Annotated in this window: 11 protein-coding genes; 1 reads left to right on the forward strand and 10 read right to left on the reverse strand. The window is 55.1% G+C overall.

The features are described from left to right. The first annotated feature begins 289 nt into the window (after positions 1–289). On the forward strand, positions 290–1,954 hold the full coding sequence (locus tag QN359_RS17885) for an MFS transporter (RefSeq protein WP_322248603.1): 1,665 nt from the start codon (positions 290–292) through the stop codon (positions 1,952–1,954). 185 nt (positions 1,955–2,139) lie between these two features. On the opposite strand, the gene QN359_RS17890 is transcribed toward QN359_RS17885, so the two are convergent. From QN359_RS17890 to QN359_RS17935, 10 genes are all read right to left on the reverse strand, one after another. After that, a complete protein-coding gene (locus tag QN359_RS17890) occupies positions 2,140–3,525 on the reverse strand; it encodes an efflux transporter outer membrane subunit (RefSeq protein WP_322248605.1) in 1,386 nt (461 codons plus the stop codon). After that, entirely contained in the window at positions 3,522–6,629 is a 3,108-nt protein-coding gene (locus QN359_RS17895; protein WP_322248606.1) for a multidrug efflux RND transporter permease subunit, read from the reverse strand. The genes QN359_RS17890 and QN359_RS17895 overlap by 4 nt, the downstream gene beginning before the upstream one ends. A 2-nt stretch (positions 6,630–6,631) precedes the next feature. After that, entirely contained in the window at positions 6,632–9,745 is a 3,114-nt protein-coding gene (locus QN359_RS17900) for an MdtB/MuxB family multidrug efflux RND transporter permease subunit (protein ID WP_322248607.1), read from the reverse strand. A 15-nt stretch (positions 9,746–9,760) separates the two neighbouring features. After that, the gene (locus tag QN359_RS17905) at positions 9,761–10,984 is read right to left on the reverse strand and encodes an MdtA/MuxA family multidrug efflux RND transporter periplasmic adaptor subunit (RefSeq protein WP_322248608.1); all 1,224 of its coding nucleotides are present in this window, start codon (positions 10,982–10,984) and stop codon (positions 9,761–9,763) included. Positions 10,985–11,248: 264 nt separating this feature from the next. Beyond that, positions 11,249–12,886 (reverse strand): methyl-accepting chemotaxis protein, encoded by a 1,638-nt coding sequence (locus tag QN359_RS17910; protein WP_322248609.1) that lies wholly within the window; start codon positions 12,884–12,886, stop codon positions 11,249–11,251. A 92-nt stretch (positions 12,887–12,978) separates the two neighbouring features. Then, positions 12,979–13,923 carry an LD-carboxypeptidase gene (locus QN359_RS17915; RefSeq protein ID WP_322248610.1) on the reverse strand — a complete coding sequence of 315 codons (945 nt, stop codon included), beginning with the start codon at positions 13,921–13,923 and terminating at the stop codon, positions 12,979–12,981. Further along, positions 13,920–14,516 (reverse strand): tRNA adenosine(34) deaminase TadA, encoded by a 597-nt coding sequence (gene tadA / locus QN359_RS17920; RefSeq protein ID WP_322248611.1) that lies wholly within the window; start codon positions 14,514–14,516, stop codon positions 13,920–13,922. The genes QN359_RS17915 and tadA overlap by 4 nt, the downstream gene beginning before the upstream one ends. Before the next feature lie 3 nt (positions 14,517–14,519). Beyond that, complete coding sequence (gene queD / locus QN359_RS17925; RefSeq protein WP_322248612.1) at positions 14,520–14,963, reverse strand: 6-carboxytetrahydropterin synthase QueD; 444 nt, start codon at positions 14,961–14,963, stop codon at positions 14,520–14,522. 7 nt (positions 14,964–14,970) lie between these two features. After that, positions 14,971–15,606: a 7-carboxy-7-deazaguanine synthase gene (gene queE / locus QN359_RS17930; RefSeq protein ID WP_322251125.1), complete on the reverse strand. Its 636-nt coding sequence runs from the start codon at positions 15,604–15,606 to the stop codon at positions 14,971–14,973. A gap of 12 nt (positions 15,607–15,618) precedes the next feature. After that, positions 15,619–15,947, reverse strand: a 329-nt coding sequence (locus QN359_RS17935; RefSeq protein ID WP_323493603.1) for a hypothetical protein, incomplete at its 5' end; no start/stop codon positions are given.

Here is a 15,947-nt window from a genome sequence, read left to right on the forward strand (position 1 = left end):
CTGGGTTCCTGCCAAAAGCGCGCAGGAATGACGTGGCCACCAGTTAGGGTAATGATACCGACTCAATACCCTTTTGCAACAGCCTCTGAAGGCCGGGGTTTCAAACCCTAGTCAGATTTTTGATGAATTTTTCCGTGCGCGATTGTAAGTTTCTGTAAGTTTCAAGAAAGCCTGCCGTAAGTTTAGGCTCGCACACTCAAAGCGTGCAAAAAATGTCAGCCTATTTAAAAATCCAGCTGACCTGCTTTGCCAAGAAACTTTTACATAAAATATAAATCAGGAGACAAGCATGGCGACAGCACCTATTGCAACGTCAAGCGGCATGACAGCTGAAGAACGCAAAGTTATTTTTGCTTCTTCTCTGGGAACCGTTTTTGAATGGTACGACTTTTATCTGTACGGCTCGTTGGCCGCCATCATCGCCAAGCAATTTTTTGCTGGTACCGATCCGAATACCGGCTTCATCTTTGCCTTGCTCGCCTTCGCTGCCGGTTTCATCGTGCGACCGTTCGGCGCGCTGGTGTTCGGTCGTCTCGGCGATATGATAGGTCGCAAGTACACCTTCTTGGTCACTATCCTGATCATGGGTGCCTCAACCTTCTGCGTCGGTCTGTTACCGAACTTTGCCACCATCGGCATCGCCGCCCCAATCATCTTGGTATCGCTGCGGATTCTCCAAGGCTTGGCCTTGGGTGGTGAGTACGGCGGCGCGGCGACTTATGTAGCCGAGCATGCACCACACGACAAACGCGGTGCTTACACGGCCTGGATACAAACCACGGCAACGCTGGGCTTGTTTCTGTCTTTGTTAGTCATCCTCGGTACCCGCCAAGCCATCGGCGAAGAAGAATTCGCTTCCTGGGGCTGGCGCGTGCCTTTCCTGGTGTCGGTATTCTTGCTCGCGGTATCGGTTTGGATTCGTTTGTCCATGCATGAATCGCCGGCTTTCGCCAAGATGAAAGCAGAAGGAAAAACCTCCAAAGCACCGTTGACCGAATCCTTCGGCCAATGGAAAAACTTGAAAATCGTTATTCTGGCTTTGGTTGGCCTGACTGCCGGTCAAGCCGTGGTTTGGTACACCGGTCAATTCTATGCTTTGTTCTTCCTGCAGCAAACCTTGAAAGTCGACGGTGCCACGGCCAATCTGTTGATCGCCGCTTCACTCGTGATCGGCACACCGTTCTTCATCATCTTCGGTACCTTGTCAGATAAAATCGGCCGCAAGCCTATCATTCTGGCCGGTTGCCTGATTGCTGCGCTGACTTACTTCCCTATCTTCAGCGGCCTGACCCATTATGCCAATCCTGCTCTTGAAGCAGCCTTGAAAAATGCGCCGGTGGTGGTAACAGCTGATCCGGCTGACTGCCAATTCCAGTTCAACCCTACCGGCACGAAGAAATTCAATTCTTCTTGCGACATCGTGAAAGCGAAATTGGCTGCCGCTTCGGTCAATTACTCCAATGAAGTCGCGGCACCGGGTAGCATCGCCACCGTTAAAGTCGGCGACAAGCTGATCACTTCTTACAGTTCGGCAACCTTGCCGAAAGAAGAAGCCGCAGCTAAAGACAAAGCCTTCTCGAAAGAGCTGGGCGACGCCATCAAAGCAGCCGGCTATCCACCGAAAGCCGACAGCGCGCAAATCAACAAACCGATGGTCTTGCTGTTATTGGTCATCTTGGTGATTTATGTGACCATGGTGTACGGCCCGATCGCGGCGATGTTGGTAGAAATGTTCCCTACCCGCATCCGCTACACCTCGATGTCGTTGCCCTACCATATCGGTAACGGTTGGTTCGGCGGTTTGTTGCCGACTACTGCGTTTGCACTGGTGGCATTTAAAGGCGATATCTATTACGGTCTGTGGTATCCAATCGTGATCGCCTTGGCCACCTTCGTGATCGGTGCCTTGTTCATCCGTGAAACCAAGGATAACGATATTTACGCCGACGACTGATACGGCTGTGCCGGTTTAAAAAAAAGCCGTCCGAACTTGGTTCGGGCGGTTTTTTTTCGTTCCTTAGGTCGATTCCGCGTCCACCGAGCCGCGCAATTCGTCATTGCCGCCCGATTCGTCATTGCCGCGCAGGCGGCAATCGAGTGGCGCGCACGCGCCTTTTATGTCAACTGCAATGAGCACTATTACCAACGCCCTCCAAGCGCGGCAATCAAGGCCACACTGTTCGTATATTGACGGTTCAGCACAGTCCACAGATTGGCTTCGGCGCTGATGCGCGTCGTTTGTGCCGCCAATACATTGAGGTAGGCCACGGTACCGGCCGCATACTGGTTGCGCGTGATGGTTTCGGCTCGCTGTGCCGCCACCAGCGCCAGCGTTTGCCGTTGTGCTTGCTGTTCGAGCAGGCTTTGTGCAACCAAAGTATCTTCCACATTCTGGAAGGCGGCCAGCACCGCCAAGCGGTACGCGGCCACGCTGGCGTCATATACGGCCACGGCTTGCGCCGTTTGTGCTTTGCGTAAGCCGGCGTCAAATACGGTGGCCGCCAATTGCGGGCCGATCGCCCAAATCCGGTTCGGTGCCGAGAGCAAATCGCTTAAGCCGGTGCCCTTGTAGCCACCACTGGCAGTCAAGCTCAAGCTGGGAAAGAACGCCGCTTCGGCCAGCCCGATTTGGGCATTCGCTTGCGCCATATTGCGTTCGGCGACGGCGATATCAGGCCGCCGTTCGAGCAAAGCCGAAGGCAGCAGCGCCGGCAATTGCGGCAAATGGGGTACGGTCACAGCCGCCGGCAAGCTGAAGTCAGCCGGGGCGACGCCGATAGCGGCGGCGACGGCATGTTCCAATTGTGCCAGTTGTAACTGCTTGTCTAATGTCGCTGCGCGGGCGCTTTGATACTGGCTGTCGGCCAAGTTCAAGCTGGCTTCAGAAACCGTACCGGCCCGATATTGGTTACGCGTGAGCGTGACGGTTTCACTCAAGGCCGCTTCACTGCTACGCAGTTGTTCGAGTTGCTTGTCGCTCACTACCAACTGCAGATAGGCCGAGACCAACTGGGCCTGCGCACTTAATTTAATCGCTGCCAATTGCGCGGCACTGCTGGCTTGCTTCGCTTCGCCAGCTTCAATCGCGCGCCGCACGCTGCCCCACATATCGAGCTCCCAACTGGCACTGAGATTGAGGTTAGATTGCCGCGTTACCGGCGCACCGGCGGCGCTGACGGTGCGGCTGCTGCCGGCGCTGGCCGTCAGCGATGGGAACAAGCTGGCCTCGGCTTGCGCCAATAATTGTTGGGTTTGACGATATTGTGCTTCGGCTTGCGCAATGCTCGGGCTCGCTTGTGCCTGAGTCAGCATCAAGCCATTGAGGCGAGCATCTTGATACACTTCCCACCAGGCACCACGCGGCAAAATATCGAGCGGCTCGGCCGATTTCCAACGCCCATCTTCTTTGAAGGCAGCCGCCAGCGGCACGGCCGGTTTATGATAATCGGGCCCGATCGCACAAGCCGATAAACTCAAAGCCAGGACAGTCACGGCCAAGTTGGGGCGAAACAGGAATTTTTTCATAGCGAATTACTTTGCGGTTGGGCCGGCAGTGGCGTGCGCTGGAACAGCGTGCCGCACCATAAACGGAATCGATCTAAATACACGTACACGACCGGGGTCGTATATAAGGTCAGCAATTGGCTCAGGATCAGCCCGCCGACGATGGAAATACCGAGTGGCGTGCGCATTTCCGAACCATCGCCATGACCTAGCGCCAGCGGCAAGGCACCGAACAAGGCGGCCAGTGTAGTCATCAAGATAGGCCGGAAGCGCAGCAGACAAGCTTGCAAAATCGCCTCGCTCGGGCTCAGATGTTGTTCGCGTTCGGCCGTCAATGCCACGTCTATCATCATGATGGCGTTTTTCTTGACTATCCCTATCAGCAACAAGACACCGATCAAGGCGATGATATTGAATTCGGCATCGACCGCCATCAAGGCCAACAGGGCACCGACTCCGGCCGATGGCAAGGTCGACAGAATAGTCAGAGGATGCACCAGACTCTCATACAAAATACCGAGCACCAGATACACCGCCACCAGCGCGGCTAAAATCAACAACGGTTGGTTGCTGAGCGAATCTTGAAAGCTCTTGGCACTGCCTTGAAAACTACCGCGCACCGAACTCGGCAAACCGATTTCGGCCAAGGCACTGTCAATCGCAATCGTCGCGGCCGAGAGCGAGACACCAAGCGGCAAATTGAAAGAAATCGTGGTGGCAGCAAACTGGCTTTGATGATTGACACCGAGCGAGGTATTGCTCGCTTCCCAGCGCGCGAAGGCCGCTACCGGTATCGGTTTTCCGGCTGGAGTTTGCAAGTAAATACTGGCGAGTCCCTGCGGGCTTTGCCAAAATTGCGGTGCCACTTCGAGTACCACATGGTACTGATTAAGCGCATTGTAAATAGTCGATACCTGGCGCTGACCGAAAGCATCATTGAGTACCGAGTCGACCTGATTTTGCGTCAACCCTAGCCGCGCCATGGCATCGCGATCAAACACCAGCGAGGTTTGCAAGCCCTTGGTTTCCTGATCACTGTTGACATCGGTCAGCATGCTGAGCTTACTCATCGCTTGCTGTACCTTGGGTGCCCAAGCCCGCAATTCTTCGAGGTCATCGCCTTGCAAGGTGTACTGGTATTGAGCATTGCTGGCCCGACCGCCGATCCGAATATCTTGCGCCGCTTGTAAAAACAGGGTCGCGCCGGGTTCATTGGACAAGGTTTTGCGTAAGCGGCCGATGATTTTTTCGGCATTTTCTTTGCGCACATTCAGAGGTTTCAGCGTTACAAACATATTGGCCGTATTGCGCTGACCGCCGCCGGTAAAGCCGACCACTTTATCGACCGCCGGATCGGCTGCGACGACATTGATGAAGCGCTGTAATTTTTCCTGCATGGCTTGAAACGAAATGCTTTGATCAGCCTTGATCATGCCCATCATGCGACCGGTATCTTGCTGAGGGAAAAAACCCTTGGGAACGATGATATACAAATACACATTCAGGATCACGGTGGCCAGCAGTAAAACCATCATCAATGGGCCGTGCGCTAAAGCCCAATGCAAAGAGCGACGATACCCCTCAAGCAAGCGCGCAAACACGCGCTCACTGAATTGAAACAGCCGACCCGGCGGCGCTTCGGCATGCATCGGCTTGAGCCAGCGCGCGCACAGCATCGGTGTGGTAGTCAGCGATACCACTAAGGACACCAAGATGGCAACCGATAAGGTAACGGCAAATTCGCGGAACAAGCGGCCGATGATGCCACCCATGAGCAGGATAGGAATGAACACGGCGATCAAGGAAATCGACATCGACAACACGGTGAAACCGACTTCGCGTGCACCGCGCAAGGCGGCATCAACCGGCCGCATACCGTTTTCGATATGGCGCATGATGTTTTCCAGCACCACGATGGTATCGTCGACTACAAAGCCGGTGGCAATCGTGAGCGCCATCAAACTCAGATTATTGAGCGAAAAACCGCATAAATACATCACTGCAAAGGTGGCTACCAAGGAGACCGGCACGGTAATCGCCGGTATCGCGGTGGCGCGACCATTGCGCAAAAAGATGAATACCACCAGAATCACCAAGGCAATCGAGATCACCAGCGAGCGCTCAACTTCGGTGAGCGAGGCACGGATAGTTGGGGTGCGATCCATTACCACTTCCATCTTGATGGCGGCCGGAATCGAGGCTTGCAAATTCGGTAGCAAGGCTTTCACCCGATCTACCGTTTCGATGATATTCGCACCAGGCTGACGAAACAGGATCAGCATCACCGCCGGCTGATTGCCAACCATGCCGGCATTGCGTACATCGACCACCGAATCTTTTACTTCGGCAATATCGGCAATCCTGACCGCACTGCCGTTCTTGTAACTGACAATGAGCGGTAAATAATCTTGCGCCAATTTGGCTTGGTCATTGGCTTGCACTTGCCATTGACGTTGGCCATCTTCGATGAAGCCCTTGGGCCGATTGGCATTAGTGCTAGTAATCGCAGCGCGTACGGTTTCGAGGCCGATGCCATAATTATTCAGTTGCATGGGATTAACTTCTATCCGCACCGCCGGCTGCGAACCGCCGCCGACGACAACATTGCCGATACCATTTACCTGAGCCAGTTTTTGCCCGAGTATGGTGTCGGCGGCATCGTACATTTGTCCACGCGTGAGCGAATCGGAAGACAGCGCAATGATCATGATCGGCGCATCGGCCGGATTGACTTTGCGATAGGTCGGGCTCGATGGCATGCCGCTCGGTAAGATCGCACGCGCCGCATTGATGGCCGCTTGCACATCGCGCGCGGCACCGTTGATATCGCGGTCCAGATCGAATTGCAAGGTCACATTGCTGGAACCGAGCGCACTTGAGGAAGTGATTTCCGATACCCCGGCGATACGCCCGAGCGCCCGTTCCAGCGGCGTGGCGACGGTGGCGGCCATGGTTTCCGGGCTGGCACCCGGCAATTTGGCACTCACCGAAATAGTCGGAAAATCGACTTGCGGCAGCGGTGAGACCGGCAGCAAACGGAAGGCCAAGATGCCGGCCAGCAGTATCGCCAGCGTCAACAAGGTGGTGGCGATAGGACGGCGGATAAACGGTGCGGAAGAAAACATGCTTAGCCTTCCTGCTTGGCCAGATCAACCGCATCGCTGCCGCTGCCAAAGCGCTTGGCCAAGCGCCGTGCCAAGCGATCGAAGGCTAAGTAAATCACCGGGGTGGTAAACAAGGTCAACACCTGACTGACCAGCAAACCACCGACCATGGTAATCCCCAGCGGTGAGCGCAGTTCCGAACCCATGCCGCCGCCTAACATCAACGGCAAGGCACCGAGCAAGGCCGCCATGGTGGTCATCAAGATCGGTCGAAAGCGCAGCAGGCAAGCCTGATAAATCGCATCGGCCGGGGCCATGCCATGATCGCGTTCGGCTTCGAGGGCGAAATCGATCATCATGATGGCGTTTTTCTTGACGATGCCGATCAAGAGGATGATGCCGATGATGGCAATCACACTCAAATCGCTGCCGCTGACCAGCAGGGCCAGCAAGGCACCGATGCCGGCCGATGGCAGGGTCGATAAGATGGTAATCGGGTGAATATAACTTTCATACAGCACGCCGAGCACGATGTACATGGTTACGATGGCAGCTAAAATCAGCCACAAGGTATTGCTGAGCGAAGCTTGAAACGCCATCGCCGCTCCTTGAAAGCGGGTTTCTATACTGGCCGGCAAACCCAACTGCGCTTCAGTTTCATGTACCGCATCGACCGCCGTGCCGAGCGAAGCACCTTTGGCCAGATTAAAGGAAATCGTCGCCGTCGGGAATTGTCCGAGATGGTTGATGGTCAATGCCGCCGGCCGCTGACTGACGCTGGCCACGGTATCAAGCGCCACCGGGCCGCCGGCCAAGGTGGCGACGTAAATCCCTTTGAGCGACAGCAGTCCATTCTGCGCTTCCGGTGCCGATTCCAGCACCACCCGATATTGATTGGTCTGGGTGTAGATCGTCGAAATCAAACGCTGACCGTAGGCATCATAGAGGGCATTGTCGATCGCCGCCGTAGTCACGCCTAAGCGTGAGGCCGTATCGCGGTTGATTTCTACATAGGCTTGCAAGCCCTTGTCTTGCAAATCGCTGGTGACATCCGCCAGTGCCTCGATTTGCTGCAAGCGTTCGACTAATTTCGGCGTCCACTCCGACAATTCCTCGGGGCTGCTGGCTTGCAAAGTGAATTGATACTGGGTGCGGCTGACGCGCGCATCGATGCTCAAGTCTTGCACCGGCTGCAAATACAGGGACAAGCCCGGCACATCGGTGACACTCTGCTGCAAGCGCGCCAGCACGGTACGGATATCGCCGCGTTCTTCCTTGGGTTTCAAGTTAATCAGCAAACGCCCGTTATTGAGTGAGGTATTAGTACCGTCGACACCGATGAAAGACGACAAACTTTCGACTGCCGGATCGCGCAATAAGGCCTTCGCCAGCGTTTCCTGTTGCGCCGCCATGGCGGGGAAAGAAATCGACTGCGACGCTGCGCTGATGCCTTGAATCGCACCGGTGTCTTGCAAGGGAAAGAAACCTTTCGGTACGAATAAATACAGCACCACCGTCAAGACCAGCGTCCCGAGTGCCACCAGCAGTGTCACACCCTGATGTCGCAAAACCCAACGCAACTGCGTGCCGTAAAAGGCGATGATGCGATCAAAAAATGCGCCGCTGACATGATAAAAACGACTTTGTTTCTGTTCCGGCACGTGTTTCAACAAGCGCGCGCACATCATCGGCGTGAGGGTCAGCGAAATGAAGGCGGAAATTAAAATCGACACCGCCAGGGTGACGGCGAATTCGCGGAACAAGCGCCCGACTACATCGCCCATGAACAGCAGCGGAATCAACACGGCGATGAGCGAAAAAGTTAAAGAAATGATGGTAAAACCGATTTGCTTCGAGCCTTTCAAGGCCGCTTCCATCGGGCTGTCGCCAGCCTCGATGTAGCGCGAAATATTTTCTATCATCACAATCGCATCATCGACCACGAAGCCGGTGGCAATCGTCAAGGCCATCAGGGTCAGATTATTGATCGAGAAGCCGGACAAATACATGATGCCGAAAGTACCCACCAAGGACAACGGAACCGCCACGGCTGGAATGATGGTGGCGGCCAGATTGCGCAAGAAAATAAAGATCACCATCACCACCAACGCTACCGACAGCATCAATTCAAATTCCACATCCTCCACCGAGGCGCGAATCGTCAGCGTGCGATCGGTCAGGACCTTGACATCGACCGCCGCAGGCAAGCTGGTTTTCAATTGCGGCAGCAAGGCTTTGATTTTATCGGTGACTTTAATGACATTGGCACCGGGTTGGCGCTGCACATTTAAAATCACGGCCGGGGTGCTGCCAGCCCAAGCAGCCAGGCGCAGGTTTTCCGCGCCATCGACCACCTTGGCAACATCGCGTACCCGTACCGGTGCACCGTTTTGATAGGCGATCACGACATCGCGGTATTCTTCAGCCGATTTCAATTGATCATTGCCATCGATGGTCGAGGCTTGCAAGGGGCCGTCAAAACTACCCTTGGCTTGATTAACATTGGCATTGCTGATGCCGGTACGAATATCGGCCAAAGTTAGACCGCGTGCTGCCAGCGCCTGGGTATTGCTTTGTATGCGCACGGCGGGACGTTGTCCGCCGCTGATGCTGACCAAACCGACGCCCGGTACTTGCGAAATTTTCTGCGCCAAACGGGTATCGACCAAGTCTTCTACTTTGGTCAGTGGCAGCGTATCGGAACTGATGGCAATCGTCATGATCGGCGTATCGGCCGGATTGACTTTATTGTAGATGGGCGGATTCGGCAAATCGCTGGGCAGCAGATTGACTGCACCGTTGATCGCGGCTTGCACTTCCTGTTCGGCCACATCAAGCGTGAGTTCGAGGCCAAACTGCAGCGTGATCACCGAAGCGCCGCCGGAACTGGACGAAGACATTTGCGACAAGCCCGGCATTTGACCGAACTGACGCTCGAGTGGTGCCGTCACCGATGAAGTCATCACATCCGGGCTGGCCCCCGGATACAGAGTGACGACTTGTATCGTCGGATAATCGACTTCGGGTAAGGCCGACACCGGCAACAAGCGCCAAGCCAGCAAACCGACCAGCAAAATGGCGAGCATGAGCAAACTGGTCGCGACAGGCCGCAGAATAAACGGACGGGAGGGGTTCATGCGCAGTCCTTGCGTTTACTGTGGAGCGGAAGCTGAGGTGGAAGCCGCAGCGCGGCGAGCAGCACCAGCGGCAGGCTTAGCCGAACGCTCAATCAGCTTGATCTTGGCACCATCCCGCAATTTATCCAAACCATCGATGACGACCTTCTGCCCTGCTTCCAAACCTTCTTCGACGATGGTGTTGTCACCGCTCACCGCGCCAAGCTTGAGCTTACGTATCGTCACCGTTTCATCGGCATTAACCAAGTAGACGTAATTACCGACTTTACCAAGCTGCAGCGCCGCCGTTGCCACCGTCAAAACATCTTTACGCACACCTAACTGCAAATGGATATTGACGAATTGATTGGGAAATAAAGTTTGATTCGCATTGGCGAATTTGGCTTTGATATTCACCGTGCCGGTAGTGGCATTGAGTTGATTATCGATCGCCAGCAGCACACCATCACTGATCTTGTTGCGATTATCACGATCCCAAGCTTCTACCTTCAAGGGTGTTTTACCGACCGCGGCGGCTTGCAAAACTTGTGTCAGATTATTTTCCGGCACGGCAAACACCACGTTGATAGGATCGGTCTGGGTAATCACCAGCAAGCCGTTGGTATCACTGGCATGCACGATATTCCCGAGATCAACCTGACGTAAACCGATGCGACCGGCCAGCGGTGCGCTGATACGGCTGTAACTCAACTGTAAGCGCGCATTATCGAGCGTACCTTGGTCTATCTTTACCGTTCCCTGGTACTGACGTTCCAAGGCTTCTTGCGTATCAAGCTGTTGCTGGGCGATGGAATTCTGACTCAATAACAAGCGATAACGTTGCAAATCGATTTGGGCATTTTTCAGTAAAGCTTGATCGCGCAATAACTGGCCTTCGGCTTGCAGCACCAAGGCTTGATATGGGCGCGGGTCTAATTCGGCCAGCAATTGGCCTTGCTTAACCATTTGCCCTTCGCTGAAATAAATTTTTTCCAGTTGACCATCGACCCGGCTGCGTAAGGTCACCGTCGCCGTCGCCGCCACGGTGCCCAAGGCCGTCAACTGCAATGGGGCATCCTGACGCTGCACCACACTCACGCCTACCGATTGCGCACCGCCTTTACGGCTAGGGCCAGCCTCGTTGGCTGCGGCACTCGGCTTGTGCGTAATCCACCAAATGCCGGAACCGGCGGCGGCCAGCAAGACCGCGAGCACGGCATAGCGCAAATACGGAGTAGAAGTTTTTTTCAAATCAGGCATGATGATTTATTTTTCAGAAAAGATGCGAACAGGGTGCGGCGCGAGCGTGCGGATACACGGCAAACAAAGCGCGTGTGGTGCGATGGGGATGGTAGAGCAGCGTGGAGAAGATGTGGTCAATATTCATTACAGAGCATGATAATTTATCCGCGCCGCAATTAGCAAACCCTGCTTTGTATAAAGTTGTTTCCTTAAGCCACAGGCGTGCTACATGCGCAGCGCTGCGCCTGTAAGCTTGCACCACGCCGGCACGCCAACATGAGATCAAGCCAGACGTTGGTACTTATTTTGCTGCGCCGGCGCAGCGCGCAATCCAAGGCTTGGCACTTGCACAAGGGCGGCAACATGATGTTGATCGAGCTTAAACACCCCCACCGTGACCACCAAGTCTTGCGCCTGCCCCTTGAGCAAACTGGCCGCCGCCGCCATTTGCTCTACCAAGGCAGCATTTTGCTGGGTATTTTGATCCATTTGCGTCAGCGCTTGACCGATTTGACCGATGCCCAAGGCTTGTTCATGGCTGGCCGCATTGATTTCAGCTATCAAATCCGTCACTTTTTGTATCGAGTTAACCACTTCAGCGATAGTCTCACCGGCTTCATCGACCAAGTTCGTTCCTTGCTGTACCCGGTCGACACTGGTTGTAATCAAGGTCTTGATCTCTTTGGCGGCCTCGGCACTGCGTCCGGCCAAGCTGCGCACTTCCGAGGCGACGACGGCAAAGCCGCGCCCTTGTTCACCAGCCCGTGCCGCTTCAACCGCCGCATTTAAAGCCAGAATATTGGTCTGAAACGCGATGCCATCGATGACACCGATAATGTCGGCGATTTTGCGCGAGGCTTGGTTGATTTCTTTCATGGTGTCGACCACTTGGCTGACCACCGCCCCACCCTTGTTGGCAAAGCTCTGCGCACTCATCGCCAACTGGTTCGCTTGACGTACATTATCGGCATTTTGTTTCACCGTCGAACCCAATTCTTCCATCGAGGCCGCCGTCTGTTCCAGCGCGCTGGCTTGGTTTTCGGTGCGGGCCGATAAATCGTGGTTACCTTGTGCAATCTCGGCACTGGCGGCAGCAATACTTTCACTGCCCAAACGCACATTCCCCACCACCACGACCAAACTCTCTTGCATGGTCTTGAGTTGCGCCATCATGCTGGCGGCGTCGCCGTTTTCCAGCACGATCGCTTGCGACAGATCGCCGGCGGCAACCCGCCTGGCCAAACCGGCTGCCTCGCCCGGCTCAGCACCGAGTTCATGACCGATGTCGCGCACCAGCTTACTGCCGAAGACAGCGGCAAACAGTACACCTAAGGCAATGGCCGCAAGCGACAGCGTACGGATGAAGCCATAGTTAGCCACGGCCACGTCATATTCGCTTTTTGATACATCCAGTTGCAATTGATTTAATTTTTGCGAGGCCAGGTTCACCGCCGGTGCCAGCACACTGATCTTGCCGGTGTAAATAGCCAGTGCGGCGTCGTTTTGACCGGCCAGCATCGCATCGGCGGCTGGCAGCAAAGCTTCTTGCACATACGGCAAGCGCAATGCATCAAAGTTCTTTGCCAACACTTGCTCGTCAGGCGTCAGGTAAGTCGCCATATACTCAGCCCACACCTTGGAAGCTTGCACTACGTTACTGCGCAACTCAGTATTACGCTTGGCGACATGTTCTGGCGCTGGCTGCAACAGCATATCCATCACCAAGACGCGATTGCGCTGTAGCAAATAATTAACTTCCGCCAGTTGACCCAAGCAAATTACCCGGTCTTCATACACCGTCTTCAAAGAATTATTCGACTTATTCACCCCATACAAACCGATCAGGCCAACCGCGAGCAGTAGTAAGGCCAACAGCCCGTTCAAGATATGCAGACGGGTGGAAACTTTGAGCTGAGTCATTTGCGCCTTTTTGATTTGCTTTCAATCAATAATAGCAAGCTAAAAGACAACTGCGGCGATTTAACATTCTTTTACGGACAAATACACAACACTCAGAGTGAAGCTTGATCGATCGGAAAATGCATGCTTAAATTTGCGACGCCGTTGTGCACCCGCAGTTGCGCTTGGCTACCGACCACCAAGCTGGCGCGCTCACGGATATGCCCGAACGGCAGGCCACACACCAGCGGCACCGGGCAGACACTGCGGATATAAGCCAGCATACTGGCGAAATCATAGCCATTGTCATTGGCCACCAGCCGGTAGGCAGAAAAATCGCCGAGCACAATGGCTTGTTGGCGCGCTAAGACGCCGGCAAAATGCAATTGCAGCAGCATGCGCTCGATCCGATATGGATGCTCGCCGATATCTTCCAAAAACAAGATGCCCTGCTGCGGCTCGTGCCAGTACGGCGTACCCAAGGTATGCACGAGCATGGCCAAGTTGCCACCCCACAAGCAGCCATCGACCGCCATATCAGCACTGTCTGGGCTGGCGAAGTCGACGCGGTGCGGCACAGCGGCCGCAACGGCGCTCAGTGCGGCGGCAAACTGTGACAAGGTGTAAGCGGACGGCTCGTCACGCGTGAAATCATCACACAACATAGGACCAGCCAAGCTGATGCGGCCACGTGCCAGCATGGCTTGGTACAGCGGTGTGAAATCGCTGTAACCAACCAGCAGCTTGCCGCTGGCGGCCAGCATATCGAGATCGAGCAGCGGCAAAATGCGCGACAAGCCGTAACTGCCGCGCAGGGCCAGGATGATATCGACGTCCGGATTGGCGGCGGCGGCGTGCAATTGCGCCGCCCGTTCGGCATCGCTGGCGGCGAAGCGTTCAAAGCGTTGCGCCGCTCGGTAATAATTATGCACTTCGCAGCCGAGCTGTTCCAGTACTTGCAAGCCGCGTAACACGGCCGCATCGTCGAGCGGCGCACCGCTCGGTGCCACGACAGCGATACGACGCTGGGCCAACAAGGGAGAAGCCGGGAGATTCATGTGGGGGACTCGTGCGATGAAAGTGGAATAGGCAAACCAGTGCCAAGACTAGCAAGAGCGGCAGATTTTTTTAAGGCCGCCGCCGCGCGCCGCCGCTCGGCGAAAAAGTCTTTCAGCAGACGCGCGCAGGGTTCAGCCAAGACGCCGCCGGTCACACGAGTATGGTGATTGAGGCGGGTATCTTGAAACACATTCAGCAGTGAGCCGGCCACTCCGGTTTTCGGGTCGGGCGCGGCGTAGATGACGCGGGCCAGGCGCGCATGCAGCATCGCACCGGCACACATCAAGCACGGTTCCAGCGTGACATACAGTTCGCAGCCAGGCAGGCGGTAGTTTTCCAGTGCCAAGGCGGCACTGCGCAGGGCTTGCATTTCGGCGTGTGCGCTGGGGTCATGATCACAAATCGGTCGGTTGTAACCACGGGCAATCACCACCCCGCCCTGCACCAGCACCGCACCGACCGGCACTTCACCGGCCGCGCCGGCCAGTTGCGCTTGTTGATACGCCAATTGCATGAAAACTGCATCGTGCGCTTGCTCGGCCGCGCTGCTGACAGCGTGGTCCGGGGTGGCCGGAGCGCGTGGATGCAGCATGCCTCAGCCGTCGATCTCGGCCCAGCAATTCGGCGTTTCATACAGCGTCACTTTGGTGAGCGCCAAGCTACGGCCGTAGCGGTCGTGGTAAACAGGTTTGAGTATATCGAAAGCTATTTTGGCTAAATTTTCTACCGTCGGCACACGATCGATGACCACGGTTTTATGCCCCGGCAATTGATCGAGAAAATTCTTGATCAGGTAATCTTTTTCGTAAACAATAAAGGAATGGTCCCACAGATTGACCAGGTGTTCATTGGCCAGCGCTTTGATATCGCCGAAATCCATGATCATGCCGTTATCGGACTCGCCATCTTGCTGCACCACTTCGCCAGTCAGGGTGATTTGCAAGGTATAGCGGTGGCCGTGCAGGTTGCGGCACTGACTGCTGTGGTCGGGAATCCGATGACCGGCATCGAATTCCATTTTTCGGGTAATCGTTAACATGTCGCGCTTAAGGAATGTGTAAAAGTTTATGGGTCTGCACACTGAGCTTCCAATGCGGATGCTGCTTGCAGAAATCGACGGCAAGGCGCAGATTATCCTCTCTCAGAGGGCCATCCATGGCTTGAACAAAGTAATGTTCAAAATCAAGATCGGCATATGTTGCCATGTTTTGGCCGATTTGCGGCATCACCACCTTGATTTCATTACCCTTGCGCACTACCAGCTCAGCCCCCATTTTTGGGCTCACGCACACCCAATCGACGCCAACCGGCACCGGCAAAGTACCATTGGTTTCAATGGCAATGGTAAATCCGACGGCATGCAAGGCCGCGATCAAGCCGGCATCGAGCTGCATCAGCGGTTCGCCGCCGGTCAGCACAACATACTTACTGGCCGGGTAAGCCGATGGCCACAGCGCATTGATCACCGCCGCCAAAGCCTCGGGCGTCTTGAATTTACCGCCGCCCAAGCCATCGGTGCCGACAAAATCGGTATCGCAAAACTGGCAAATCGCCGTAGCGCGGTCTTGCTCGCGCCCTGACCACAAATTACAGCCGGCGAAACGACAAAACACCGCCGGGCGCCCGGCATGATTGCCCTCGCCCTGCAAGGTGTAAAAAATTTCTTTGACACTATAGGTCACGAGGTATTCCATTCATTGATCGATCAGCTCGATGCCGACGCGCCATTTGGCAGACTGCCAAGCGGAGCGCGAAGGATACAGCACTTTAGCCATGGCTTCAATATACGAGAAAATCGGCTGGCGTGCTGGGGTCGGTGATATTAGTGATAAAAAATTACTAAAATACCACGTGAGTTCGAAGCTGTCGCTAAAGAGTTTGCAATCGGCATCACTACCCCAAGCGGCAACCCCGTCATTCCTGCGCGCTTTTGGCAGGAACCCCGTGGCGTTCGTGCTTAACTGCAAATGCCAGAAATCATGGCATTCGCAGCGCTGAAAACGACACTGGGTTCCCGCCAAAG

Origin of the sequence: Undibacterium sp. 5I2 (assembly GCF_035019605.1) — a bacterium.
In the GTDB taxonomy this organism is placed as follows: Bacteria; Pseudomonadota; Gammaproteobacteria; order Burkholderiales; family Burkholderiaceae_D; genus Undibacterium.

Bases quoted from the DNA above. Each gene is read 5' to 3' on its own strand.
- QN359_RS17885 (WP_322248603.1), top strand. From the start codon at position 290: ATGGCGACAGCACCTATTGCAACGTCAAGCGGCATGACAGCTGAAGAA.
- QN359_RS17890 (WP_322248605.1), bottom strand. From the start codon at position 3,525: ATGAAAAAATTCCTGTTTCGCCCCAACTTGGCCGTGACTGTCCTGGCT.
- QN359_RS17895 (WP_322248606.1), bottom strand. From the start codon at position 6,629: ATGTTTTCTTCCGCACCGTTTATCCGCCGTCCTATCGCCACCACCTTG.
- QN359_RS17900 (WP_322248607.1), bottom strand. From the start codon at position 9,745: ATGAACCCCTCCCGTCCGTTTATTCTGCGGCCTGTCGCGACCAGTTTG.
- QN359_RS17905 (WP_322248608.1), bottom strand. From the start codon at position 10,984: ATGCCTGATTTGAAAAAAACTTCTACTCCGTATTTGCGCTATGCCGTG.
- QN359_RS17910 (WP_322248609.1), bottom strand. From the start codon at position 12,886: ATGACTCAGCTCAAAGTTTCCACCCGTCTGCATATCTTGAACGGGCTG.
- QN359_RS17915 (WP_322248610.1), bottom strand. From the start codon at position 13,923: ATGAATCTCCCGGCTTCTCCCTTGTTGGCCCAGCGTCGTATCGCTGTC.
- tadA (WP_322248611.1), bottom strand. From the start codon at position 14,516: ATGCTGCATCCACGCGCTCCGGCCACCCCGGACCACGCTGTCAGCAGC.
- queD (WP_322248612.1), bottom strand. From the start codon at position 14,963: ATGTTAACGATTACCCGAAAAATGGAATTCGATGCCGGTCATCGGATT.